We start from the raw sequence: 23,351 nt of genomic DNA, 5'->3' as shown, positions 1-23,351 counted from the left end.
CAGAAAAACAACAGGGCTATGAAACTTCATGTGATCAATACAGGCTTTTTTAAATTGGATGGCGGGGCCATGTTTGGTGTGGTGCCCAAGACACTGTGGCAACGTACCAATCCTGCCGACAAAAACAATATGTGTACTTGGGCAATGCGTTGTTTGCTCGTGGAAGAAAGGGACCGCCTTGTATTAATCGATAATGGAATAGGCAATAAACAAAATGACAAATTTTTTTCACATTATTATCTGCATGGAGATTTCAGTCTTGATGGCTCTTTGAAAAAGGCGGGATTTCAGGTGGATGATGTAACGGATAATTTTTTAACCCATCTTCATTTTGACCACTGTGGAGGAGGGGTTCGGTACAAGGCCGGAACAGAGGAACTTGAAATGACCTTTAAGAATGCCCAGTACTGGAGCAATGAAGATCACTGGAAGTGGGCCACAGTCCCCAATGCACGTGAGAAAGCGTCGTTTTTGGAAGAAAATATTTTACCGATGCAGGAAAGTGGCCAATTGAATTTTCTCGATCCTGATAAAGGAGAGTTGTTTTCAGGTTTTAGCTTCTTTACAGCTGATGGCCACACGGATAAACAGATGATACCGCGAATCCAATACAAGGGAAAAACCATTATCTTTGCAGCAGACCTGCTTCCTTCCGTAGGCCATATACCACTGGCTTATGTCATGGGATACGATACACGGCCCTTGATAACCTTGAAAGAAAAACAAGCGTTTTTGGAGGAGGCAGCGAAAAATGAATATATCCTTTTTCTGGAGCATGACCCTGTCCATGAATGCTGTACAGTGAAAATGACCGAAAAGGGTGTAAGGCTGGACAAAACATTTTCACTGAGTGAGCTCTAATCATAATATCGGTATAGCACTTTCGGGTGGTGGGGTGAGGGGAATTGCCCACCTTGGCATTTTGAAGGCATTGGAAGAGATTGGCATTAAGCCAAGCAGGGTTTCGGGGACCAGTGCCGGAGCAATTGTGGGTGCACTTTATTGTCAAGGATTGAAGCCTGATGCGATCCTCGATATTATCATAAACACCAATTATTTCAAGTTTATGAGGCCGGCTATCAGCTGGACAGGAATTCTTAAAATGGATTCTTTGAAACAGCTTTTTGAAGTGCATTTGCCAGAAAACACGTTTGAAAGCCTCGAAATTCCCTTAAGCATCACAGCAACTGAAATCAGTAGAGGGAAAGTGGTGTATTTTTCCCAAGGAGAACTGATCAAGCCATTGATGGCCTCTTGTTGTATTCCGGGGATTTTTGATCCCATACAGATCGATGGTAAGTTCTATATAGATGGTGGGGCATTGAACAATCTGCCAGTAGAGCCTCTTGAAGGTCGCTGTGATGATATCATTGGTATAAACTGTAACCACCTTCATGAAGAAACCAATGTCTCCAATATGAAAAGGTTAATCGAGCGCACCGTGATCATGTCCATGAATTATAATGTATATACCCGTAAAAATAAATGTGACTTTTTTATCGAGCCACAGGGCCTTGCACGTTATGGGGTTTTTGATATCAAAAAAGCAGCAGATATCTTTGCAGCAGGATACGAATCCGCTCAGCGTTTTATCACCTATAATGAGGGCTTGATGAAGCTGGGTGAAGTAAATCAATAAAAGGAAACTTGATGATGAAGTTATTGTCTCGGTTGGTTTTTTGGCTTACCGGTTGGAAAGTGAAGGGGAATTTTCCCGAAGGCTTAAAAAAAGCCGTTATGGTGGCGATCCCGCATACCAGTAATTGGGATTTGTTGTATGCTCGCGCAGCCTTTTATATCTTGGATGTACCGGTGCGGTTTACGATCAAAAAAGAGGTTATGGTAGGACCTTTGGGATGGCTTATTAGAGGGCTAGGAGGCATTTCTATTGATAGGAAGCGGATAGCAGGCAAGCGGAAACAAACGTATACTGAGGCAATGATCGAACTTATCAAAACGAGTGATGAACTGGTAATCATGGTCACTCCCGAAGGAACCAGAAGCTATGCCAAGCGTTGGAAATCCGGGTTCTATCATGTGGCCGATGGCGCAGGGGTACCGATTGTTATTGGATTCTTGGACTATAAAAAGAAACATGCCGGAATAGGCCCTGCAATATACCCTAATGGTGATCTGCAAGGGCAGATGGAAGAGATCAAAGCCTTTGGTAGAAATGTAACCGGCAAGTATCCCGAGCAAGGAATTCTTTAAGCGTACATTTCTCGGTGAAGGTTATTATCAAGTAGATGATAGCTTTATCAGTTGGATTTTTTTACACATTAAGGTTGCGTATGTGATTGTGAAGGCATACATTTTGTTTTGTTTCTATAAACTAACGCCTTATGATAAAGAAGCTTAGAAAGTTTACCATTTTTACGATACTTATTGATAGTGTCAAGGGATTTGGACAAAGTGACTCCATGACGTTCGCGGCGAGTATAGCGTTTTATACGATCTTCAGCATGCCTGCCTTATTGATTATAGTGCTAAATATTGGGGCTACATTTTACAATAAAGGAGAAGTCCGGGATGAACTGCTGACACAACTATCCGATCTTAGCGGCATGGAGATGGCCAACATGCTGGATGAGATCATTTATAATGCGACGTTGGATGTGGATGGGTTTTGGGCCAGTACCATAGCGATTGGGGTGTTACTTTTTAGTGCCACTACGGTTTTTGTGAGTTTGCAGAATAGCATTAACCATATTTGGCATATTAAACCAAAGCCCCAAAAAGGATTGATCAAGTTTATCGTCAACCGCTTGCTTAGCTTTTCGATGGTGGCTTCCATTGGATTTGTATTGTTGATTTCATTGGTGATTGATACGGCTATTGTTATCTTTTTCAATGAGCTATCGACGCTTTTTGATGGACTTTCCAGCTATTTGGCTGCCATAACCAATTTTGTTATCACTCAGGCCATGATGGTTTTGATTTTTGGATTGATGTATAAAATATTACCTGACGCCCAGGTGAAGTGGCGATCCGTTTGGCTAGGTGCTATTTGTACGATGCTGCTTTTTGCCTTGGGTAAATACCTGATTGGATTTTACTTGGGAAACAGTGATATAGGAAGTGCTTATGGAGCGGCTGGTTCGCTGGTGATCTTTTTAGTTTGGGTATATTATTCTGTGATCATTTTCCTCTATGGAGCTCAGGTCACCTTCTATATTGCCGAAAATACAGGAAGGGGCATACGTCCAGTAAGAAATGCCGTGAAGATAGAATTAAAGGAAATAGACAATACCGATGAGGAGAATTAGCTGGTAAATCCACCGTCCACGGTAAAGATACTGCCTGAGATATAACTCGCAGCAGGAGAGGCGAGAAAAAGTGCTAATGCAGCTATTTCTTCGGTTTTTCCAAGTCGCTTTAAAGCGAGTCTTTTCATGATTACATCCATAATTTGGTCATTGTCCCAAAGGGCTTTGCTAAAATCCGTTTTGATGATTCCTGGACATATGGCGTTTACACGGATCTTTTGTTGTCCCCATTCCTTGGCGCATACTTTTGTCAGGGAGTGGAGGGCGGATTTGCTTACACTGTAAATGCCCAGTTGAGGCTCTGGGGACAGGGCCCCAATAGAGCTGATATTGATGATGGATGCCTGTGAAGACTTCCGTAGATGGGGGAGGCATAGCTTGGAAAGCTCAAAGGGGGCTTTTACGTTCACATCCATGATTTTATCAAACAGTTCTAGTGAAGTTTCATGGACAGGCCCAAAATAAGGATTGGTTCCGGCATTATTTACCAAGATGTCTATTTGTCCGTATGCATTGACCGTTTGCTTCACTAAATGTGACAGTTCCTCTGGTCGGCCTACATTGCAGGCTATTCCCATGATGTCGTAGCCTTTTGCATATAATTTTTTAGCGATTTCATCTAATTTCTCTTGGTGTCTACTGCAGATGACTACTTTTGCTCCAGCAGCAGCAAAAAATTCAGCTATACTTAAGCCAATTCCTTTACTTGCACCAGTAATGAGTGCTACTTTATTGTTTAGAGAAAACAATGACGATAGATCCATTTGATTACAGGTTTTGATCATGAAAAATTGTTTGATTAAGATAGAAAATTTAGCGAAATAGTTTGGGTGATTTGGTGTTATTTTTTCAAAAAATAGTCTTTTCTAGGCAGTTTGTAATTAGACTCAAGAGGAGACAGGGATCCGTATCGGTATTCAATTTGAATGAAATGGCATTCAGTAACGATGTCTTGAAAAGCCCGGTCCGCTAAAGGAACAACTCTGGGTGAAACAAGGGAATTCAAATCTTCCAGTTTTACCAGCAATTACCGGATCAAACAATGGGGCTAATCACATAGGTATATTGCGTCTTTGAGTCCCCAACAATGGAAGCCACCAAGATTCGGAACTGCCTGTTGTTCCGTCAGCTGTGCCGGGGAACGTGGAGCATTGAATTTTTAATCCAATTCCACATCGATTGTATATCCGCCAAGCGATTCGGCTGTATCCAAGATACAACTAAACCTTTTTGCGCCTTAGTGCTTTTGTGGTCCTAAAAATGGAAGCCACAGAGATACTAAGCCACCAGATCATTTGCCGCTATCCACCTTCCTCCAATTACCTTGATAGCGCCTTCATGATTCCGTTATATAGGTCTAGAATAAGCTGCCTTGGACGGCTTTTGGCCTTTGTGCCTGAATAGTGCCTTTCAGCATTTCGTGGATCAGTTTGATAAAGCCATTTTTCCAGTTCTCTTGACTGATCTTAACTTCTTTTTTCTCATACTCGATAGGTCCCATTAGGCGCTCATAGCCGATCATCATCGTCCAGATAGTATAAAAGGTGATTTCCGGCTGCAAGTCCGGCCGCATGGAGCCGTCTCTTACCCCATGGGATATTAATTGAATACCGATTTTTGCGGGATCATGGTGGATTTCGAGCAGTTCATTGAAGTTTGGACTGTCCAGAATTAGGGGATCCATTAGCTTCTTTTTCTCAGGATCATTGTACTGTGCCATTAGGCCCATGAAATTCAAAATGGCTTCTTGGTACATCTTGTTCTCCGTCGTAAATTGGATAAACTGATCGATCAATATGGTGATCAGGTCAATCCCTGATTTTCCTTTGGTCTTTTGTGTATCCCTGAAGATTTCCTTTAGTTGTTCGTAGGCCTTTTTGGTCACGGCCATATAAAGGTCTTCTTTGTTTTTATAATAAAAATAAATCAGCCCCTTGCTCATTTTGGCTTGTTTCGCTACTTCATCCATTTTGGTGGCATGATAGCCTTTAGAGGCAAATAGACTAATAGCAGCCTCCAGAATTTCTTTTTCCTTTTTTTGTCTTTCGTAAACTCCCATTGCACTAAAAAGTATTTATGTTAAACCGAGTTTAAAGATATTGAACTTTATTTAAAATCGATAATGGTTCAAACTAAAAATTACCAAAATTATGCCAATACCTTGTTGGTTATCTAGCCTGATAATGTAATTACTGGATTTGTGATCAGTGGTTTATATTTGAAAAAAATCAGAAAACTTAAATCAGGGTTAATATAGGTAAATAGAGACTGTCTCCAATGAAAACCGATATGGCAAGTAGTGATACCATACATACGCCATTATGAGACAGTCTCTGTCAGTAGGTTAGTTGATTATTTTGATGATAAAATAATTCTTTTTGCCTTTCTGAACGAGAAGGTATTTTCCCTGAAGGAGTTCCAGTCCATCTGTAGTGTCCTGTGGATCGGAGAGCTTGTTTTTATTGATGCTCACACCGCCTCCTTGGATCATTTTGCGAGCTTCACCTTTTGAATTAAAGATGACTCCCTGGCCTTTTTCTCCAAGTAAGTCGAGGACGCCATCAATTTCTTCAAATTCAGTTTTAGTCAATTCCACTTGGTCAACACCATCAAATACCTGAAGAAATGTCCGCTCATCAAGGGCTGCCAAGTCTTCGATGGATGACTTTCCAAAAAGGATGGAAGAAGCCTTCAAAGCCATTTCATAGTCTTCCCCAGAGTGGACCATGATGGTGATTTCCTTGGCAATTTCCTTTTGGAGAATCCTCAGGTGAGGGGCTTCTGCATGTTCTTTTTCCAGACCTTCGATGGTAGCCTGCTCCAATGTGGTGAAAATGCGGATATATTTGGAAGCGTCTTCATCAGAAACATTCAGCCAAAATTGGTAAAATGCATACGGAGAAGTTTTCTCTGGATCCAGCCAAACACTTCCTCCTTCGGTCTTGCCAAATTTGGAACCATCTGCTTTGGTGATCAAAGGAACGGTAAGCGCAAAAGCACTGCCTCCCTCTTTTCTTCTGATAAGTTCTGTTCCGGTGACGATATTTCCCCATTGGTCAGATCCTCCCAGCTGCATGGTGCAGTTTTTATTTTTCCACAAGTGGTAAAAATCATACCCTTGGATAAGCTGATAAGTGAATTCCGTAAACGACAGGCCATTGCCATCCTCAAGCCTACGCTTTACGCTATCCTTGGCCATCATGTAGTTTACGGTGATGTGTTTGCCCACATCTCTGATAAATTCCAAAAATGAAAATTCAGCCATCCAGTCATAATTGTTCACCAATTCAGCTTTGTTGGCTTGGTCATCCTCGAAGTTGAGGAATTTGCCCAACTGCTTTTGGATACCGGCGATATTTTTATCCAATGTCTCTTTATCCAAGAGATTTCGCTCAGCAGATTTGAACGAAGGGTCTCCGATCATGCCCGTCGCTCCACCTACCAATGCGATGGGCTTATGGCCGGAACGCTGAAAGTGGAGAAGGGTCATCACACCCACCAAATGTCCTATATGCAAAGAATCTGCCGTGGGATCAAAGCCCAGATAGGCTGAGGTGATGCCTTTGTTAAGGTGCTCTTCCAATTCCGGAGTCATGTCCTGGACCATGCCTCGCCAACGCAGCTCTTCAATAAAGTTGTTCATGGTATCTTTGAGTATTTTCGATCAATTTTAAGCTGCAAATATAGGGTTTCTTGGGAGAGAAAGGAAAATTAATGAAACATAGATAACGTTGATCTCTATAAGCTAAATTTCAGCGTGATTTTTACCTCCTGATCTTTGTTTCTTTTTTGCTCCAGCTCAAAAAAGGAACAAATAAAACCCGCTGCGGTGAGCTATTTGACTAAACCTAGGTTCAATGCCGCTTAGTCAACGTATGTCCCCGGTAACCATGCGGGGCTGACGACAGATCCTTTCCCGATCTGTCGGGGTCGGAATGACAGCTTGGTCACTGCCTGCTCTTATCTAAACGGCATTAATTCCGGGCTAAATCAACGCCAGCACTCACACAGGTAAGCTCCTCCATTTAGGCAGCTAGCTACCTTTTTGTACTGATCTGCATCAGGTCTATACGGTTGCTGGACAGGCACGCCTGCGCCTGTTCCATCCCGCTTCTTTGATTTTTTAATCTGAAGAATTTCTCGACGCTCTGCGTCGGGGTAGTTCATTACTGGCGTCCGACTAAATTTCAAATATGATCAAAAACTGTCTTTAAATAAAAATTTGAGGGTTTTTATTCCAATCCCTAAAATAACCCCTTTAGGGGATATAGGGGTGAAAACAGTTGATTTTTTAAATTTGACGATTGTTTTCTCGGACTCCAGGAATTTTTTAAGGTTCTATATGGAATACTGTGGGTAAATTATCCACGGGACTGTCCCACTTGTGCGGATAGATCAGGGATCAAGCGGAAAAGCTGGGGGGATTAGGGTTGGTTTCGATAGCACGCAGATGATGCAGATTAATAAGATTTACGCTGATTTTTTTATACTGGAGCACGCATTCCTATTGCTAAATTAAAGAGAAATATGCTTACCAAAACCACCTGGAAATCTCTCATCTTCCAGAAATATTGCTTGGTCCTCAAAATGTGCTAAAAAGGAGGCAAGCGAAAAAGTTGAGGGCATGAATCCCTTTATTTTAAAAGGATTTCTTTTTTGTTTTTTTGCCACAAAGATTCTAAGACCCAAAGCTGTTTGTTTTCCATGAAATTTGGAATCCGCCTACAAAACACTTCGTGTCTTGGCGACTTCGTGGCGACATACCAAATGAATATAAATCTTCTCCCGCCCCCAGAAATATTGCTTGATCCTAGATCAGGGGAATAGTTTTGTTCCTACGGCACAAAGCCCCCTGGAGGCAACCTGATTTTACCAGGCTTAAATACCTAGTGGCATTGGCCAGGACTCCCTTCTCACTATTTTAGCCGACAGAAGTGTCAGCAGGGATGCTCCGTTAGGAGCATTGGCTTGGTACCAGAAATTGGATACAGCATCCTAACAGTGCCGTAGGTACTGACCATGGGCAAGGAAAACATATATCATTATCGACTGCATCAGGAGCATGGGTACCCAAATTCATCCGTCCACGCGATGCTTCGATCTCCATAGCCCGCTAGTGCTCAGTTTACCCATAGTAAATCTTTAATGTCAATTATCTCTAGACAGGTCACAAAATCCTTCACTTACGAAGGATTGTGAAACAGTTGTGAAAAAAGCGGCCTTGAATATTTGCCCACTATAAATCCATATGGAGCGGTAAATTTAGATTCGAAATAAATAACCTATTTTACCTGTCACAGCGAAAGGATTCTTTGATCTTTTTTATAACTTAAATAAACATCTTTTAGCAAAGGGATTTTACCCGTTTTTGATATATTTTCTTACGTAAATAACCAAACATGAGTACCTTTAGAAGTGAACTGATCTTAGAAGAAAATCCGACGAAAATCAATAAGGAAGCAAAAATCATGTCTTTGGGATCAGGCTTTTCATCGCTGATGGACCAAAACCTGAGACAGTATGGCCTGGATATTACCAGTAACCCTTTTGGTCGGATATATAATCCCATCAGTCTCTTTCACCATATTGAATTACTGGGCAGGCATGCTGAGCTAGATGCGACAATGCTGACCGAATACGAGGGAAACTGGAACCACTTTCAATATGATTTCCTTAGAAAACAATCTTCGGAGGAAGAACTGATGGAAAATATTAAAGCCCAGGTCCAGGTGATGCAGGAAAATTTCAAGAAGCAGGAATTTTTGATGATCAACCTGGGTACGGCCTATGTGTTCAGGCATCTTGAATCAAAAAAAGTAGTGGCCAATTGTCACAAGGCACCTCAAGAGCTGTTCGAAAAAGAGCTACTAACACCTGATAAAATACTTGAGGCCTTCAGGCATATCTATCCGCAACTTAACCATATCAAAAATATCATTTTTGTGCTCAGTCCTGTGATGCATACCAAAGACACAATCACGCTGAATTGTGTCAGTAAGTCGGTGTTGAGGGTGGCCATTCACCAGATTGTTAATGAATTCCCAGAGGTAAAGTATTTTCCGGCATATGAATTACAGATCAGTGATTTGCGGGATTACCGGTTCTATGAGCGGGATTTGCTACAGCCCAATGACTTGGCAATCGAGTATATTACCTCGAAATTCAACGAAGCTTATTTCGATTCCAAGCTTTTGGAAGCTTCCCGAAAAATGGATGACATTCTTCAATCACTAAATAACCTGCCCTATAATCCACAGAGCAGGGACTATGTCTTTGAGGTAAACCAAGCGATCAGCAAGCTCAAAGGATTGGATAATTATCTGGATCCCAGAATGGCCATTGAGGAACTGGAAGGAAAGTTGAAAAGGGATTGAAGGTTATAGGTTGTCGAATTGTGGAACGATATACAGACTGTCTAAGGCGCAATTCCATTCATCCCAATCCTCTGCGCTCCCCACACTTCTGCGGTTAGTAAGGACTAAAAATTCCTAAGGATTGGAAGATTGTGCCAAAGGCATGCCCATGGCAAAAAAATGCCTAATTCACCATTTATCATTCACCATTCAAAATCTTTGCTGTTCGGCGATTATCGAATTAATTATTTTCTTTTCATTACCAAGACCAGCTTGTCTCCGCGAGGACTGGCAGCGAGACGGCTGATGTCACCGTAACCCGGCATGGATACCACGGCAATTTTTTCCCATTCCATGCTTTTGTTTACTTTTTTGATGTACAATTCTTGTCCTTTGGCCATGATAAGGGTGTTTTTATCAATCCATGTAAAATCATCACTTTGTCCCAAGGCCACCCCATGATTGCCAGCTATTTTTTCTTCCAGATCATAGGATTTAAGCTCAAACGTTTCTTTTCCGTTAAGGACCACACTGGTGCCTTTGTCGATATAGGTGATTTCGCTGGTTTTTGGTCTTTTCTGGATGCAGTTGCCAATATTTTCAGCCAGCTCAACTACATTTTCACGACTGTAGGGATACACCAGCTTATTGGGTTCTCCCAGGATGTTCATTGCTGCGATATTATTGAACCAAGCATAGTAAGCAACGGGTTCAATGTCATCATAGAGTAGTTCAGGTTCACCGAAGTTGATAGGGTAGAGCCAGAGTCGCTGGGCACTATCTTCTTCGACGGTGACTGCAGAAATATACTTGCCGCAGTCTGTCAAACGCGGAGAAAATTCACTTTTGAATTCGGTTCGTGTCATGTTCATAAACTCCTCTGTGTCGAAGCTGTAAACGATGATGTCACTATTGCCATTTTCATCTATAGAAGAAAAAGCCACTTGGTCGTTATTGAGAAAGGAGGGTTGATTATCGTAACCATCACGGTCGGTAAGCTTTTGGGCGCTTCCTGGGATGACACTGAAATTCCCAAACATCTTTTTTGTTTCTAATAATATCAGGTCACAGGACGATTGGGCATGGCTAAAAACTCCAGTGAATAAAAAAGCCAGCAAGCAAAGCGTGTATTTCATCTTTTAGGTGTCAAAAGGTTTGAACTGTTTAATAGCTAAAATACAAAAGGAAAGTGGTTTTGACGAAAGTGTGTTCATTATTTCTGTAATTAAAATTGTTTATTTAAAGCCTTTCTAGCACTTTCCATCACTAAAAGTAATGGAAAGTGGGTTTGTCAAGGTTGCATTTCCCCCTTTGGGGCTTGGTGTGGATGATCAGCAATATATTTTTGGTTTTGCATTTGTCTAAGGGAATAGGCAGGGCAATCGCTTTTAAAAAAAATGTTGTATAAATCACAATTTCTAATTCGTTGTCATCCCGACTTGAGGAGTTAAATAAGAGATTCCTTCCGATGTATCGGGGTCGGAATAGCCTGCCCTCCCGAAATCCTTCAGCCTGTCCCGAAGGATTTCGGGACAGGCTGGTGGATATCGAGGACAAAGTGGCGTGGCTAGTGGAATACGCAGTCGCTCATCTAAAAGCGATTTCCCTGAGGGAATAGGGGAAGTGTCATGTGTTTAATTTAATCCGAATCGGTTAATTTATATGCGAAAAGTGTTCGAAATCGATCATTTTTTTGTTCAGTTTTGAGCAGTTTTGAAGTGCAAAAGTACTTTGTGGACAGGTTAAGGCTATATTTGGTAAATGGCACCCTTTTAGTATTTAAATGGTCAAATGAAATCAATAAGGAATATACAAGCAAAATTACCCTTAGAACTCGTATTTTGGTTTTCAGCCTCAGTTGGGGTTATGTTTATTGAGCCACATACAGCGCATCATTTTACAATATGTCCGCTGAGCTTGGCAGGGATCGAATGGTGTCCGGGCTGTGGATTGGGAAGAAGTATGAAGCTATTTGCCTTAGGAGAATTTAGGGAATCGTTTCAAATGCATCCGATGGGAGCATTTGCTTGGGCAGTTATTCCTTACAGAATGTTTGAAATTATAAAGCAACTAAAAAGTAGACTTAATTATGGCTAATGTATTAAAGCACCTTCCCGAGCTGGAAGGGATGGAACTTGGATATATCCAAGGGATTCTTAAAAATATGGATGATGAACAAGCGGGGCTCTTTGCTCAGGTATATCGCGCGAGGAGAAAGGATAGCCAGATGGTATTGATCTTGGCACTATTGGGTTTCTTTGGTTTTGCTGGCTTGCACCGCTTTGTATTGGGACAGATTGGATTAGGTATCCTTTATTTCTTTACGCTTGGGCTTTGTTGGATAGGTACCATCGTGGATTTGGTCAATTATAAAAGCCTGGCATATGAGTACAACATTAAGGTGGCCCATGAGACACTATCTATGATGTCATACACCACTGATAATTTTTCTAACAATGATGATAACAAAACCAATGAAGCTTAATCACATTAACCAAATGGCAGCCCTGATCTTTGGGGCTGTCCTTCTTACCAGCTGCTCTTATTCTGGAAATATGTCCGTCGTCTCCGATATTGAAGAGGTGTTTGATGGAGTACACTCAGTGGAAATATACGGAGGCCCCCTTGAAGTGACCTATGAGGGAAGGGAGGGTATTACCGAAGTATCGTTAAATGCCTATTTGGAATCAAACAACCCAGAAGGCGTGGAAATAAAGTATGAAAGAGAAGGGGATAGGCTAATCGTCGAGTGGGAGCAAAGTGAAGGCTTCAGTGGCTGGGGCAACCATAATAATAAAGGATTTATCAGTGTCATTGGTCCCAAAGAGATCGACCTTAAGGTAAAAGGTGGATCAGGCATTGTAAATGTTTCCGATGTGTCGTATGATGAGATTGACATTTCTGCAGGTTCTGGAAGGGTAACCGCATCGGATCTGGACGTGGATGATTTGCGTCTTACTGTCAGCTCAGGGAAGTTGGAGGGAAAGAATCTTAAAGGAAATGTGACCGGAAAAGTTTCCTCTGGAATGATGGAAATACACGGTGTTGAAGGAAACGTCGATGCTGTTGGTAGTAGTGGAAAGATCGAAATTTCAGATGCTTCGGGTAAAGTGGATGCGAAGATTACATCTGGCAAAATAGCATTACGAAATATTGGTGAGCTGGGCAAATTGATGGGGTCCTCAGGAATGATAGAAGCGGAGGAGGCTGGTTTGAGTGAAAATACTGAAATCAGGTTCAGCTCTGGAGCCATTCGTATCAAGACCTCCGATGACTTGGATGATTATAATTTTGAACTGCAGGCCAGTAGTGGAAGTGTTCGTGTCGGTGATCAGCGAAGCGGAAATAGTTTAAGGATCAATAATAACGCAACCAAAACCGTTCACGGCGCTGTCAGTTCAGGAAGCATCAGTATTGAGAACTAGTGAGTTGGGTAACCCATTATGATAATTTATTAGAAGCACCTGTTATGGTGCTTTTTTATTGAAACTTTATTTAAATTCGGTATTGACAGTGTATTATACTTTAAAATATTACTAATCAATAGGTTATTTTGCAGGTTTTCGTTATTTTGAATTACTGGCGTCTGATTAAATTTCAAATATGATCAAAAACTGTCTTTAAATAGAAATTTGAGGTTTTGTATTCCATCCCTAAAAGGGAGCTTTAGAAAGTCTCCTTTAGGGGATTTAGGGGTAAAAACAGTTGATTTTTTTCAATTTGACGATTGTTTTCTCGGACTCCAGTAATTTTGAATTATTCATTAACAACTAAACCTTATTAACTTATGTCATTTATTTGGTGGATTATTTTTGGCTTGATAGCCGGAGCATTAGCAAAATGGATTATGCCTGGAAAGGATCCCGGTGGTTTTATTGTAACGATCTTAATAGGCATAGGAGGAGCTTTTGTGGGTGGCTTTTTGGGTCAGGCATTGGGCTTCGAAAGTGCAGGAGGAAGTGGACTAGGATGGGGCCTAATCTGGGCAATTATAGGAGCATTGATCATTCTTTATATCTGGAAAAAGTTGATTGCACCCAATTTCTCTAAATGACAAAAGCCGGGAGTAATCCCGGCTTTATCTTTTTCAAGTTTCTGTGTGGTGATATCGATCGTCAGGCTTTCAGGCTCTTTTTTTAGCCATGGGAAGTGAACAAGCTTCTTGCAGGGAAAGCCAATTTATTCCAGGTTTACATTACTTATCGCCATAGAGCGCCTTCCCAGCTTCTTCATATTTATCACCTTTTTCCCAATTAGGTTTTTCATCGGTATTGGCTATTTTCTCTGCCGTTAAGAGATAGGCTTTCCAGTACTTCATGGCATAATCCATGTCAAAATTATCGACTTGATCAGCTGCTTGGTGGTAATATTTCATGATTTCTTCATCAAAGGCCGTGAACCCTAAACTGAAAGTAGGGGCGGGGATACCTTTTTTGGCAAAATTCACATTGTCCGAGCGATCATAAAGTCCCTGCTCTGGGGACGGATCTCCTTCAGCAGACAGGCCAAACTCATCCACGGCTTCATAAATAAGGTGATCCGCCGTTGTCCTTCCCAGCCCGATGACGGTGATAATGCTTGTGTCATTGTAGCCCCCATTATCGATGTTTAGGTTATAGATGATTTTATCCAATGGCACCATTGGGTGTTCGGCAAAGTAAGCCGAGCCCAAGAGCCCTTTTTCCTCAGCTGTCCACGCACAGAGCAAGATGGACCGCTTGGGAGGGTTTTCCGCAAAGTATTTGGCGGCATTGATGATGGCCACTGTTCCGACGGCATTGTCCCTGGCCCCGTTATAAATGGAGTCTCCCTGGGCGTTTGGAGTGCCCACACCAATGTGGTCATAGTGGGCTGAAAGCATCACATATTCATCTTTCAGTTCGTTATCTGTCCCTTCTACCACTGCGACAATATTATTGCTGGTAATGGCCTTATTTACCTTTCCGTTGATGGCTACAGCTGCCTGATCAATATCCCCTTGGTCAATGGATTTGATAAGGCTTCCGTCCAGGTCTTTGGCCCAGATGTATGGAATTCCGGCATCTTCAGGTTTATCGTCATCTGCCAGCATCAGCTGTGGTTTATTCAGATAGCCTAAAAGAAGAGGCCATGGTGGATTGTTGAGGTTGTACATTTCTATTAGCGCAACAGCTCCTTTTTCCTGGGCCAAGGCCAGTTTTTTCCTACCTGCGGCAAAGAGCTGTGAAGGCCCCATTTTTTCTGGTCCTCCGACACGTACTACCAAGATTTTACCGGTAACATCCTTGCCTTCCAGATCTTCCTCTAGTCCATAGCCTGCCACCTCCATTTCGTAGGCGCCTTCCAAAGACTTCCCGTCCAAAACAAGCATGCTTTCACCCTGGATCAGTTTTTCGGTTCCGAGTTGTAATTGTCCCGATTTGGGAGGAGCGGAGAGCCTTAAGGGTACCGACTGGTAATAACTGTCCTCCACATCAATAGGAGAAGCTCCATATTTCCGAAACTGCTCAGCAATGTATCTTCCTGCAATATTGATCTCGGGACGGGCGGCGTCCCGTCCTTTTAACTCATCCGCTGCCAAGTACCTAAAGTGGGATACGGCTTCTTTTTCTTCAATGGACTTATCTATGGCTGTTTTTTGGGCCATAGCTGTAAGAGGCAGGAGCGTAAGGCCTGCGAATGCTGCGTAGATAAAACTGTTTTTCATAAGCATGTCTAAAGTAATATTCTGGGTTAAATATAGGCTTTTTTTTGCCAGAATGGGAAACGATGATCGTGCACTACCAAGTTCCAATTTGACACTGTACACGGTTACACCAATTCTTCCCAGCCAAATTCGGTTATGATTTTATGAAAGTGGTCAGGTAGGGGAGCTGTTACGGTAATCCTTTTGCCGGTGATCGGATGATCAAAAACAGTGGACCAAGCATGGAGGAGCATGTGGTGCATCCGAAAATGCATCCTGAAAAAGCGGTTTTGAAGGTTGTCTCCGTGGGTATTGTCTCCGATTATATAATTGCGCTCATGAGCAAAATGCCTTCTGATTTGGTGCATACGACCAGTCATGGGATATGCACGAACCAGTGAATAGCGACTGGAGTCATGACGTGGGGAGCTTTGGACAGGAATTTCTACTTTTCCCAGGCGAAGGTACGCCGTTTGTGCTTCTTGGAGTTCTTTCTTGAGTTTTTTCCGTAATGGGTGATCAATGAGCCCTTCATCCTCCTTGGTGTACCCTCTGACCACGGTAAGATAGTATTTCTGAATGTCTTTGGTGATAAACTGCTCTTGGAAGGCAGGGACGACTTCAGGATTTCTGGCAAACCACAGCACACCAGATGTAGGCCTATCAATGCGGTGAAGCGGGTAGACATAGTGTCCCATTTGGTCGCGCAACACCTGCATGGCATACACAGGATCATCGTCTTTCGCAATGCTCGAGCGGTGTACCATGACACCGGCAGGCTTGTTTACCGCGATGTAGTGCTCGTCTTCAAAGAGTATTTCGAGTTCGGTCATGATCCTAAAAGTGCCTTTCATGCAGAAGCAAGAAAGGCACTTTTTTAGTTATGCTGTAATGTCGCTTAGATTTTTACCCAAGCTTGCTTTTTGTGACTTTCTATGATTCTTTCACAAATCAATAGCTCCCTGTACCCGTCCTCAAAAGTGGGGAAGGAAGGTTGCTCGGGTTGTTTGCCTTCTGCTACAGCTGCATACACTTCCTTAAACATCTGCTTGGAGGTATCCGGGAAGCCTTCATTATGGCCACCTGGGAAGCTGATGAGTCCAGCGGCTTCGGGCGTAAAGAGCGCCGGGTCTTTCATCAGTTGTTGATTGGGACTTTCACGCTTTCCTATCCACATTTCATTAGGACGCTCAGAACACCACTCAAAGTTGGACTTAGAACCAGCTATTTCAATGTTCAAGCGGTTTTTACGGCCTGCATTGACTTGGCTGACCGTTACGGAGCCTTTGTTGCCATTGTCAAAACGCAGCATGACGGTGGCGTGGTCTTCGGTATCGATCGGCACTTCAGCATAATCGGATTCCTTCAGCATTTTCCCGGAATACGTTTCGATAGGCTTTAGCGGTTTTAGCCTTGTTTTGTGTACGGTGCTGAAATCGGCCATCACTTCGGTGATCTTCAATCCCGTGACATATTCGGTGAGGTCCAGCAGGTGCGAACCGATATCGGCAATGGCCCTGGAATCTCCGGATTTGTCCGGCTCAAGTCGCCAGTTATAATCTGTATTGAGATAAAGCCAGTCCTGTAGGTAGGAGCCCATGATGCTATAGATATCCCCAAGTTCACCATTTTCCCTCATGGTTTTCATCTGGCGGACCATTGGATAATAGCGCAGGTTAAAATGAACGGCATTCACCAGTCCTTTTGCTTTGGCAAGGGCTACCAGTTCTTCAGCCTCATTAAGTTTGGTTGCCAGGGGTTTTTCGCAAACGACGTGTTTGCCTGCTTCCAATGCTGCTTTTGATTGGCTGAAGTGAAGAAAGTTGGGTGTACAAATGTGCACCACTTCGATCTCAGGTTGTTTGAGCATTTCTTCAAAAGTAAAGGCTTGGGGAATCCCTAAAAGTTTTGCCTTTTCTTCGGCCAGTTCCTGGTTTACTTCACAAAGTGCAATTACTTCGATGTTTGGAATTCTTCGTAAGGCCTCCAGGTGTGCAGGACCAATAAAACCGGTACCCACGATGGCCGCTTTGATTGTTTTTGTCATGATTATAGGTTTTCTATAGGTTTTTGTACTAAAAGATGGGCAATAAAGATAGAGTTCTGAAACGGATTTTCAAATTTTATCAAGTATGCAATTTCGAGTTTTTGGACAGCTTTTGCAGAGCGTATAATTAAATATCAAGTATGAGGTAAAAAATAATGATATGTGGTACTAACCTCAAATAACCTAATATGAGTCTCCGCAATCATACACGTAGCCAAGCATAATTGAATAAATTGTGTTTCCGTCCTTTTATTCAGGTGTAAAATTGCTTTTAATAGGTCTTCGTGAATGCTACGCATTTCCATTGATGAAAAGAACCAAAAATCCAGTCCGGTGGTGATACCTTTAACTTTCGAAATCGAATTTTGTAATGGTACCACTACGTGTAAAATTACCGATAGTCATTTTACCCAATACCTTGAATACCCCTTCAGCCTTACAATTCCCTTTCAGCGGTCGCAGCTTCCCAGCCAATGATGGCTTTCTTCCTGATCGGTCCCCACATATAACCACCGATCACGCCAGAAGACTGGATGACGCGGTGGCAGGGAATCAAAAAAGCAACTGGATTGCTACCAATGGCCGTTCCAACTGCCCTTGCGGCTTTGGGCTTCTCGATGTGCTGGGCGATGTGGCCATAGGTACTGAGCTTTCCGTGAGGGATTTTTAGCAGACATTCCCATACGTTGAGCTGGAAATCAGAGCCTTTCAGGTGGAGCTTGATGGCGTCCATTTGTTGCCAATCTTTTTGGAAGATATTGAGTGCCTGTTGATGTAGGGGAGAGGCCTGTTCTGAAAATTGAGCCTTCGGAAACTGGGAATGAAGGTAGTTAAGGGCTTGGGACCTGTCATCCATAAATGACATATGGCAAATCCCTTTTGGGGTGGCCGCTACCAATACTGGCCCAAATGGTGTAGTGGAAAAAGTATAGCTGATCTGGAGATTTCCACCCCCGTTTTTATACTCGCCAGGTGTCATTCCTTCGATATTGACAAATAAATCATGAAGTCGGCCTGTGCCGGATAGTCCAGTTTCCACAGCGGCTTCCAGCAAGTTTGATGAAGGGTCGCTTAGGATCTTTTTTGCATGTCCGATACTGATATACTGCAGGAATTTCTTAGGGCTTACCCCGGCCCATTCAGAAAATATTCGTTGGAAATGGTGAGGGCTTAGATGGGCTATGTCAGCTACTTCATCCAGCCGCGGCTGTTGCTGGAAATTGGCTTGTAGATAGTTTAGGGCCTCTGCAACGCGTTGAAAAGTAATGGTTTCCTGCTCTTTCATATTAAGATTCTTTTATCAGGCTAAAGATAGCTTGATCATTTGATGTGCACCACCCGAAAATTGCGAAATTTAAACCGAGCTCAGGCTTGTATCCTATATATGATTTCTTTTTTGCCACAAGCCCTCTGGGATTTGGCTTTTCTCCAATCTACCCCACCTAACCTCCCCGCCGCGGCGGCACGTTTCTCACTACTCACTACTCATATCTCACTACTTGATACTTTTACTATCGTTGTCCCGCCGTCTCTGACGTGGGAGCACAAAGACTGAGGCTCCCGACTCAACCTTATATTTTTGCTATAACGAGAGCTGCAACCATGCATAACGAATTGTCTGCTGCCAAGCAGGGTGGAACAACGAGGCAGTCTCGTCTAAAGAGAAGGAGATTGCTTCACTCCGTTGCTCTGCGTTCTTAATAGCCCGCTCCGATACTTTCGGGGACGTTATTCATAAGTCTCAAGTCTCACTACTCATATCTCACTACTTGATACTGGATAGCTGCTTACTTCTTCTTGTTTCCCGTCATTTTATGGACGATATATTCGGACATTATTGGTTCCATGCCGCATTTTCTGAATTCCGTGGCGATTTGCCCCCTGTGGTAAGCGGTGTGGTTTACGACCTGAAAAAGTAAATCCCCAACGGGATGGTGAAAGGTTTTTCTTCCCCTTAACCGGTAGGGAACTTCTTGGTCCAATTCCATTTCCGAAAGAATAGCGCGTGTGTTTTCGAGATTTTCCCTGTCCATTGAATCCACTTTCTCGAGGGAATGCAAGTCCCATGGCTTCATCAAGGGAGTGGATTGTATGATTTTGGCATTCCAGATGTGATGGGCATTGACGATATGAGAGAGCAGGAGTTGGCTGCGTTCGGAGGCTTTGTCAGGTTGATCGCGTAGCTGCTGAATGATCCGTTGGTTTTGCGTGAAAACATAATCAAAAAGCTCTTTGAAAAACACGATCATTTCCATAGTATCATACTAAAAAAAGAGACTGTCCCGTTATGGGATGAGACAGCCTCATGTTTATCTTGTTTATTCTTCTTCCAGTTCTCGGTAAGCCATAATGCCTCCCAAGACGTTTCTTACCTTGGTATAGCCCTTGGTTTCAAGGAATTTTTTGGCATTGGCACTTCTGGCGCCTGAGCGGCAGTGCACCACCAATTCCTGGTCTTTATATTCCTCCAATTCCTCCAATGAAGCCGCCAGTTGCCCCAGTGGAATATTCAAGGCACCGAGGTTGTCCTCTTCATATTCCCACTCTTCTCTTACATCTACAAATGGGAATTCCTCATTATTGTCTAATCTTTCCTTTAGTTCTTCTACAGTAATGTCTTCCATAATCTCTATTTGACTAAAATTCTTATTAATTGCGGTGAGTTTTTATTCCAGGCCTTGATCAGGTAAACGCCCTTACGATTGGTCGTAAAATTAACGAATTTGCCATTTTCTGCCTCATTGATATCGATTTTTATTTCCCTGCCGAAGGTGTCGAAGAGTTTGACATCATCTACGTCTCCTTCCAGGAATATTTGGTCGTTTACTACTGGATTTGGATAGGCTTTGATCAGCGATTCTGTCTCTGGGGTTTCTGGTGGCAAGGGGCCTTCTGTTTGCATATGTGCCCTGATCATGAGTGAACCGATCACCTGTTCGCTTGGTGCCCAGGATCCAGAGATGTTATAATGTACTTCGGAAGAGGTGTCGTTTGATTTGTCCAGGCCAATATGAATGAAATCATTGGTAAACTGCATATAACCAACATAAAAATCGCCTTCTACTTGGATAGCAGTATCCAACGTGAACTTGGTAAAATCTTCCAGTGTTTCTTTGGGCTGAATAATAACCTCTTTGGCAAAAACCGGTTCATCATCCAGCGATGACCATACCAATAAATCAACTGCCGTACCCGCTTGGGCAGGGTTTGTGAAATTGATACTGAGGGCATTGACAAAGGCAGGAGAGGAGGCATGATATTTTATTGCTACCATCCCCGAGCGTTGGTTTATCCCCGCCGCGTAGTCCACCGTTCCCCGGTCAAAGGCATAGTAATCCCTGATAGGGATGGTAGTCCGAGCAGTGTCGTTGATGCGGAAATCCACCTGGCTGAAGTAGGTGGTGTCACCATTCACAATTTCATCAATGAGGTAATCATCCCCTGAGCTAAGGTATACGATACTTTCCAGGTCAAATACTTCCTCACGATCTTGCTGCACCAGCTCGGTAGGCACTCCACTGGCAAAATCCCTTCGCTCGTTTGCTAAAGGCACGGGGTTAAATGGGGTGTTGGAATTGAGCACCATGAACGGTTCTTGGCTGTCTTTGTCCCTGATTTCCGCTGAATATTCCATGGCCCTAAACCGATCGTTCAAGTTATAAAACTGATTGTTGATACTTGTCAAAACCGTGTCGGAAAGCGCTTTGAATTCATATAATGGCAAGGCTGTGTATTTTCCTAAAAAGCTGCTGTTCAGGAGTGTTAGTGCTCGATCGGGATAACTCAGGTCATCTACCGTCCTGTTTTTATTAAGGTACACGTAATCTAGCAGCCAACTATCAAATGGCCCTGCCAATCGCCCAGAACTCTGAAACATCATTTTGAATTGGCCATGCAGGTAAATCCCGTCCAGTGGAATGATTTCCTGTTGGAAGGCTTGTATGCTGTCCCCTCCATATTGGGTCCAGATCACATTCCAATTCCCCAGGCTGTCCAGAAATGATAGTTGGAGAAAGTCATCGGAATCAGGGATTTCGGCTTTCCCGCCTGCTTGCCAAAAGAAGCTAAGGTAAACGGTACCTTGCTCTTCATCGTTTAGCCCTGAAAGGTTAATTGGTTGGGAGGTAATCTGATCGGTCAGGTTTACTTGGCCAATATCAGTACTGTAGGGTTGTCCATTGGCTTTGGTTCCATCCAGGAGCATTGCCCCTAAACTTGGCGCTCCTACGCCGACACTAAGGGATACATAGGCACCATTTGATTCCCATTTTGTACTGTCCAAGGTGCCGAGGGAAAAATCATCCCAGAAAGGCAACTCCAAGGTGTCGGCCAACACTCTGGAATTGATATTTTGCTGTTTATAGGAAACATAATCGCTCCTGTTGACGCTAAGCTGGCGTAACTGACCAAAGGAGTGGTGAAAGACACCTATCAGTGCACATAAAAATAGACCAAGCTTGGCGATGTTTCTTTTCATTTAAAAATCATTCTCTATAGCTCCAAGTTCAGATACCCACACATCAACCAATTCTCCGGTTTTAGCTTCTATGCCAGAAGGAGGAAGCTGCTTGACAATGGTTCCTTTCGGAACAGTATCCGTAGTGACGAAATTTACCCTGCCCATTCGTAGTCCTGATCCCACAACCAAAAATTCTGCTTCTTCCTCTTCCATACCGATCAGGTTGGGAATGGCCAAGCTTTGTTTGCCCAGTCCATCGCCTACGACCAAATCAATTTGCGATCCCTTAGGTATTTCGAAACCCTCCTTGATTGATCTTCCATGAAATTTTTGCTCCAATACTACATTTTGACCAATGTCCGGTACATAGATAATCTCGCCTCTGACCAGTCCGTAATTGGAAAGTACCTCTTGGGCATTTTTTAGTGGACTGTTTACCAAGTTAGGCATTTTTATCAAAGGTGCATTCTCAGCATTGAGGGTAATGTATATTTTTCGCCCTTGCTTGACTTTTGCTCCGGGCCGTGGATTTTGCTTCAGTACGGTTAGCGGCTTGGCATCTGCTTCAAATCCACTGTCAAGTGTGATTTCATAGCGAAGATCACGCGATTCCAAATAACTTTCTATTTCACTGTAATCAAAATTCTCCAAATCAGGAACCGTAACAGTTTCCCCATGATTGGTGTAATTGGGCAAGTAAACCTGGAAGAAGACAAATAGAATTGTGAATAACAGTCCCAGGATCACTGCGAGATGGATAAGAACTCTCTTGGAACCTTGCTTTAAATTGCTCATTGACGATTATCTGATTTTTTATTCCGATGTAAAGGTAATTTTAATTTTTACTTCATGGAATGATTTTTTCCATAAATAGCTATCTATACCATAATAAGTGTGCCAGAAATGTGTCAAGCAGTGGGATGCAAGTATCCGAAAGGGACTGATATAAAAGGAGAAGCAGTAAAATAGAAAAACTTGGGATATGGCCCCTACAATGAAGATCTACATCAGCGAAGTCGCTTTTAAAAAAATGTTGTATAAATCACAATTTCTAATTCGATGTCATTCCGACTTGAGGAGGGATCTCAATGAAGCGTCCTGAAAATGGTTTACACTTTTGTTTTTCAAATATAGTTATTGTTTCAATTTTCGAGAAGATTATCCTAAATTACAATACCACGATGAAGCGGATGCAAGCTTTGCTGAGGAGCAACTTGCCGAGGAATAATCGTTTGGTCCGATAGCGTTGCTAGGAGCTGGCCGGGCCTTAACAGGTTCGGTCTTCTTTTTTCATGGATACTTTTTTCCGATAACGCGTTTGGTATCATGCCTTAAAAAACCTTTATCGTGTACCTGGGTCGGGGTAATGTTCCCCAGTCCATTATGTGGCCTCATTTCATTGTAGATATTGATAATCCGGTCAATGCATTTGTTCACATTTATATCTTTCCGGTTTTCAAGATCAACCAGCCACTCTTCTTTAAGTATACCGTTCACCCTTTCGGCAATGGCATTTTCATGCGGTGAAGCGGGTTTGGTCATGCTGATTCACACGTTACTG

The 23,351-nt window shown here is 42.8% G+C and carries 22 protein-coding genes; 9 read left to right on the top strand and 13 right to left on the bottom strand.

Translation table 11 applies throughout. From position 1 onward, the window contains the following. Positions 1 to 18 precede the first annotated feature (18 nt). From FKX85_RS16785 to FKX85_RS16770, 4 genes are all read left to right on the top strand, one after another. Positions 19 to 861 carry an MBL fold metallo-hydrolase gene (locus tag FKX85_RS16785; protein WP_141615837.1) on the top strand — a complete coding sequence of 281 codons (843 nt, stop codon included), beginning with the start codon at positions 19 to 21 and terminating at the stop codon, positions 859 to 861. Next, positions 851 to 1,639: a patatin-like phospholipase family protein gene (locus FKX85_RS16780; RefSeq protein WP_141615836.1), complete on the top strand. Its 789-nt coding sequence runs from the start codon at positions 851 to 853 to the stop codon at positions 1,637 to 1,639. Before FKX85_RS16785 ends, FKX85_RS16780 begins: the two co-directional genes overlap by 11 nt. 11 nt (positions 1,640 to 1,650) lie before the next feature. Next, positions 1,651 to 2,211, top strand: coding sequence for a 1-acyl-sn-glycerol-3-phosphate acyltransferase (locus tag FKX85_RS16775; RefSeq protein ID WP_141615835.1), 561 nt, complete (start codon positions 1,651 to 1,653; stop codon positions 2,209 to 2,211). A 131-nt stretch (positions 2,212 to 2,342) separates the two neighbouring features. Next, complete coding sequence (locus tag FKX85_RS16770; protein WP_141615834.1) at positions 2,343 to 3,266, top strand: YihY/virulence factor BrkB family protein; 924 nt, start codon at positions 2,343 to 2,345, stop codon at positions 3,264 to 3,266. On the opposite strand, the gene FKX85_RS16765 is transcribed toward FKX85_RS16770, so the two are convergent. The 3 genes from FKX85_RS16765 to tyrS form a co-directional block, all read right to left on the bottom strand. Then, on the bottom strand, positions 3,263 to 4,030 hold the full coding sequence (locus tag FKX85_RS16765) for an SDR family NAD(P)-dependent oxidoreductase (protein ID WP_141615833.1): 768 nt from the start codon (positions 4,028 to 4,030) through the stop codon (positions 3,263 to 3,265). The two genes, FKX85_RS16770 and FKX85_RS16765, sit on opposite strands and share 4 nt — an antisense overlap. Before the next feature lie 593 nt (positions 4,031 to 4,623). Further along, on the bottom strand, positions 4,624 to 5,325 hold the full coding sequence (locus FKX85_RS16760) for a TetR/AcrR family transcriptional regulator (RefSeq protein ID WP_141615832.1): 702 nt from the start codon (positions 5,323 to 5,325) through the stop codon (positions 4,624 to 4,626). 285 nt (positions 5,326 to 5,610) lie between these two features. Continuing rightward, positions 5,611 to 6,909, bottom strand: coding sequence for a tyrosine--tRNA ligase (gene tyrS, locus FKX85_RS16755; RefSeq protein WP_141615831.1), 1,299 nt, complete (start codon positions 6,907 to 6,909; stop codon positions 5,611 to 5,613). A gap of 1,756 nt (positions 6,910 to 8,665) precedes the next feature. Here tyrS and FKX85_RS16750 point away from each other — a divergent pair. Next, positions 8,666 to 9,640: a GSCFA domain-containing protein gene (locus tag FKX85_RS16750; protein WP_141615830.1), complete on the top strand. Its 975-nt coding sequence runs from the start codon at positions 8,666 to 8,668 to the stop codon at positions 9,638 to 9,640. A 224-nt stretch (positions 9,641 to 9,864) separates the two neighbouring features. Here the strand turns inward: FKX85_RS16750 and FKX85_RS16745 are convergent, their stop codons facing one another. Beyond that, complete coding sequence (locus tag FKX85_RS16745) at positions 9,865 to 10,755, bottom strand: TolB family protein (protein ID WP_141615829.1); 891 nt, start codon at positions 10,753 to 10,755, stop codon at positions 9,865 to 9,867. A gap of 655 nt (positions 10,756 to 11,410) precedes the next feature. Between FKX85_RS16745 and FKX85_RS16740 the strand changes: the two genes are divergently transcribed. The 4 genes from FKX85_RS16740 to FKX85_RS16725 all read left to right on the top strand — a co-directional run bounded on the left by FKX85_RS16740 (position 11,411) and on the right by FKX85_RS16725 (position 13,673). Then, a complete protein-coding gene (locus FKX85_RS16740; protein WP_141615828.1) occupies positions 11,411 to 11,716 on the top strand; it encodes a DUF2752 domain-containing protein in 306 nt (101 codons plus the stop codon). Next, the gene (locus FKX85_RS16735) at positions 11,709 to 12,104 is read left to right on the top strand and encodes a TM2 domain-containing protein (protein WP_141615827.1); all 396 of its coding nucleotides are present in this window, start codon (positions 11,709 to 11,711) and stop codon (positions 12,102 to 12,104) included. The genes FKX85_RS16740 and FKX85_RS16735 overlap by 8 nt, the downstream gene beginning before the upstream one ends. After that, a complete protein-coding gene (locus FKX85_RS16730; RefSeq protein ID WP_141615826.1) occupies positions 12,094 to 13,044 on the top strand; it encodes a DUF4097 family beta strand repeat-containing protein in 951 nt (316 codons plus the stop codon). The genes FKX85_RS16735 and FKX85_RS16730 overlap by 11 nt, the downstream gene beginning before the upstream one ends. A 362-nt stretch (positions 13,045 to 13,406) precedes the next feature. Beyond that, the gene (locus FKX85_RS16725; protein WP_141615825.1) at positions 13,407 to 13,673 is read left to right on the top strand and encodes a GlsB/YeaQ/YmgE family stress response membrane protein; all 267 of its coding nucleotides are present in this window, start codon (positions 13,407 to 13,409) and stop codon (positions 13,671 to 13,673) included. Positions 13,674 to 13,814: 141 nt separating this feature from the next. On the opposite strand, the gene FKX85_RS16720 is transcribed toward FKX85_RS16725, so the two are convergent. The 9 genes from FKX85_RS16720 to FKX85_RS16680 all read right to left on the bottom strand — a co-directional run bounded on the left by FKX85_RS16720 (position 13,815) and on the right by FKX85_RS16680 (position 23,332). Beyond that, positions 13,815 to 15,305, bottom strand: a complete 1,491-nt coding sequence (locus FKX85_RS16720) for a M28 family peptidase (protein ID WP_141615824.1) — start codon at positions 15,303 to 15,305, stop codon at positions 13,815 to 13,817. A gap of 104 nt (positions 15,306 to 15,409) precedes the next feature. Then, positions 15,410 to 16,117, bottom strand: coding sequence for a pseudouridine synthase (locus FKX85_RS16715; protein WP_141615823.1), 708 nt, complete (start codon positions 16,115 to 16,117; stop codon positions 15,410 to 15,412). Positions 16,118 to 16,182: 65 nt separating this feature from the next. Beyond that, complete coding sequence (locus FKX85_RS16710; protein WP_141615822.1) at positions 16,183 to 17,331, bottom strand: Gfo/Idh/MocA family protein; 1,149 nt, start codon at positions 17,329 to 17,331, stop codon at positions 16,183 to 16,185. Between the two features lie 436 nt (positions 17,332 to 17,767). Further along, positions 17,768 to 18,616, bottom strand: a complete 849-nt coding sequence (locus FKX85_RS16705) for a methylated-DNA--[protein]-cysteine S-methyltransferase (protein WP_141615821.1) — start codon at positions 18,614 to 18,616, stop codon at positions 17,768 to 17,770. A 502-nt stretch (positions 18,617 to 19,118) separates the two neighbouring features. Beyond that, positions 19,119 to 19,586, bottom strand: coding sequence for a DinB family protein (locus FKX85_RS16700; protein WP_141615820.1), 468 nt, complete (start codon positions 19,584 to 19,586; stop codon positions 19,119 to 19,121). 63 nt (positions 19,587 to 19,649) lie between these two features. Beyond that, positions 19,650 to 19,955 (bottom strand): rhodanese-like domain-containing protein, encoded by a 306-nt coding sequence (locus FKX85_RS16695; RefSeq protein WP_141615819.1) that lies wholly within the window; start codon positions 19,953 to 19,955, stop codon positions 19,650 to 19,652. Positions 19,956 to 19,960: 5 nt separating this feature from the next. After that, positions 19,961 to 21,808 (bottom strand): T9SS type A sorting domain-containing protein, encoded by a 1,848-nt coding sequence (locus FKX85_RS16690; protein WP_141615818.1) that lies wholly within the window; start codon positions 21,806 to 21,808, stop codon positions 19,961 to 19,963. After that, positions 21,809 to 22,585 (bottom strand): PASTA domain-containing protein, encoded by a 777-nt coding sequence (locus FKX85_RS16685; protein ID WP_141615817.1) that lies wholly within the window; start codon positions 22,583 to 22,585, stop codon positions 21,809 to 21,811. It lies immediately after the preceding gene. 495 nt (positions 22,586 to 23,080) lie between these two features. Next, a complete protein-coding gene (locus FKX85_RS16680) occupies positions 23,081 to 23,332 on the bottom strand; it encodes an integrase core domain-containing protein (RefSeq protein WP_141615816.1) in 252 nt (83 codons plus the stop codon). Between the last annotated feature and the right edge of the window lie 19 nt (positions 23,333 to 23,351).

The organism is Echinicola soli, assembly GCF_006575665.1.
In the GTDB taxonomy this organism is placed as follows: Bacteria; Bacteroidota; Bacteroidia; order Cytophagales; family Cyclobacteriaceae; genus Echinicola; species Echinicola soli.
The sequence above is the reverse complement of the archived record's forward strand: the minus strand, read 5'-3'. Positions and strand labels throughout refer to the sequence as shown.

Bases quoted from the DNA above. Each gene is read 5' to 3' on its own strand.
- FKX85_RS16750 (WP_141615830.1), top strand. From the start codon at position 8,666: ATGAGTACCTTTAGAAGTGAACTGATCTTAGAAGAAAATCCGACGAAA.
- FKX85_RS16745 (WP_141615829.1), bottom strand. From the start codon at position 10,755: ATGAAATACACGCTTTGCTTGCTGGCTTTTTTATTCACTGGAGTTTTT.
- FKX85_RS16740 (WP_141615828.1), top strand. From the start codon at position 11,411: ATGAAATCAATAAGGAATATACAAGCAAAATTACCCTTAGAACTCGTA.
- FKX85_RS16715 (WP_141615823.1), bottom strand. From the start codon at position 16,117: ATGACCGAACTCGAAATACTCTTTGAAGACGAGCACTACATCGCGGTA.
- FKX85_RS16705 (WP_141615821.1), bottom strand. From the start codon at position 18,616: ATGAAAGAGCAGGAAACCATTACTTTTCAACGCGTTGCAGAGGCCCTA.
- FKX85_RS16760 (WP_141615832.1), bottom strand. From the start codon at position 5,325: ATGGGAGTTTACGAAAGACAAAAAAAGGAAAAAGAAATTCTGGAGGCT.
- FKX85_RS16785 (WP_141615837.1), top strand. From the start codon at position 19: ATGAAACTTCATGTGATCAATACAGGCTTTTTTAAATTGGATGGCGGG.
- FKX85_RS16685 (WP_141615817.1), bottom strand. From the start codon at position 22,585: ATGAGCAATTTAAAGCAAGGTTCCAAGAGAGTTCTTATCCATCTCGCA.
- FKX85_RS16700 (WP_141615820.1), bottom strand. From the start codon at position 19,586: ATGGAAATGATCGTGTTTTTCAAAGAGCTTTTTGATTATGTTTTCACG.
- FKX85_RS16725 (WP_141615825.1), top strand. From the start codon at position 13,407: ATGTCATTTATTTGGTGGATTATTTTTGGCTTGATAGCCGGAGCATTA.
- FKX85_RS16735 (WP_141615827.1), top strand. From the start codon at position 11,709: ATGGCTAATGTATTAAAGCACCTTCCCGAGCTGGAAGGGATGGAACTT.
- FKX85_RS16720 (WP_141615824.1), bottom strand. From the start codon at position 15,305: ATGAAAAACAGTTTTATCTACGCAGCATTCGCAGGCCTTACGCTCCTG.
- tyrS (WP_141615831.1), bottom strand. From the start codon at position 6,909: ATGAACAACTTTATTGAAGAGCTGCGTTGGCGAGGCATGGTCCAGGAC.
- FKX85_RS16770 (WP_141615834.1), top strand. From the start codon at position 2,343: ATGATAAAGAAGCTTAGAAAGTTTACCATTTTTACGATACTTATTGAT.
- FKX85_RS16710 (WP_141615822.1), bottom strand. From the start codon at position 17,331: ATGACAAAAACAATCAAAGCGGCCATCGTGGGTACCGGTTTTATTGGT.
- FKX85_RS16680 (WP_141615816.1), bottom strand. From the start codon at position 23,332: ATGACCAAACCCGCTTCACCGCATGAAAATGCCATTGCCGAAAGGGTG.
- FKX85_RS16765 (WP_141615833.1), bottom strand. From the start codon at position 4,030: ATGGATCTATCGTCATTGTTTTCTCTAAACAATAAAGTAGCACTCATT.
- FKX85_RS16690 (WP_141615818.1), bottom strand. From the start codon at position 21,808: ATGAAAAGAAACATCGCCAAGCTTGGTCTATTTTTATGTGCACTGATA.
- FKX85_RS16730 (WP_141615826.1), top strand. From the start codon at position 12,094: ATGAAGCTTAATCACATTAACCAAATGGCAGCCCTGATCTTTGGGGCT.
- FKX85_RS16775 (WP_141615835.1), top strand. From the start codon at position 1,651: ATGATGAAGTTATTGTCTCGGTTGGTTTTTTGGCTTACCGGTTGGAAA.
- FKX85_RS16695 (WP_141615819.1), bottom strand. From the start codon at position 19,955: ATGGAAGACATTACTGTAGAAGAACTAAAGGAAAGATTAGACAATAAT.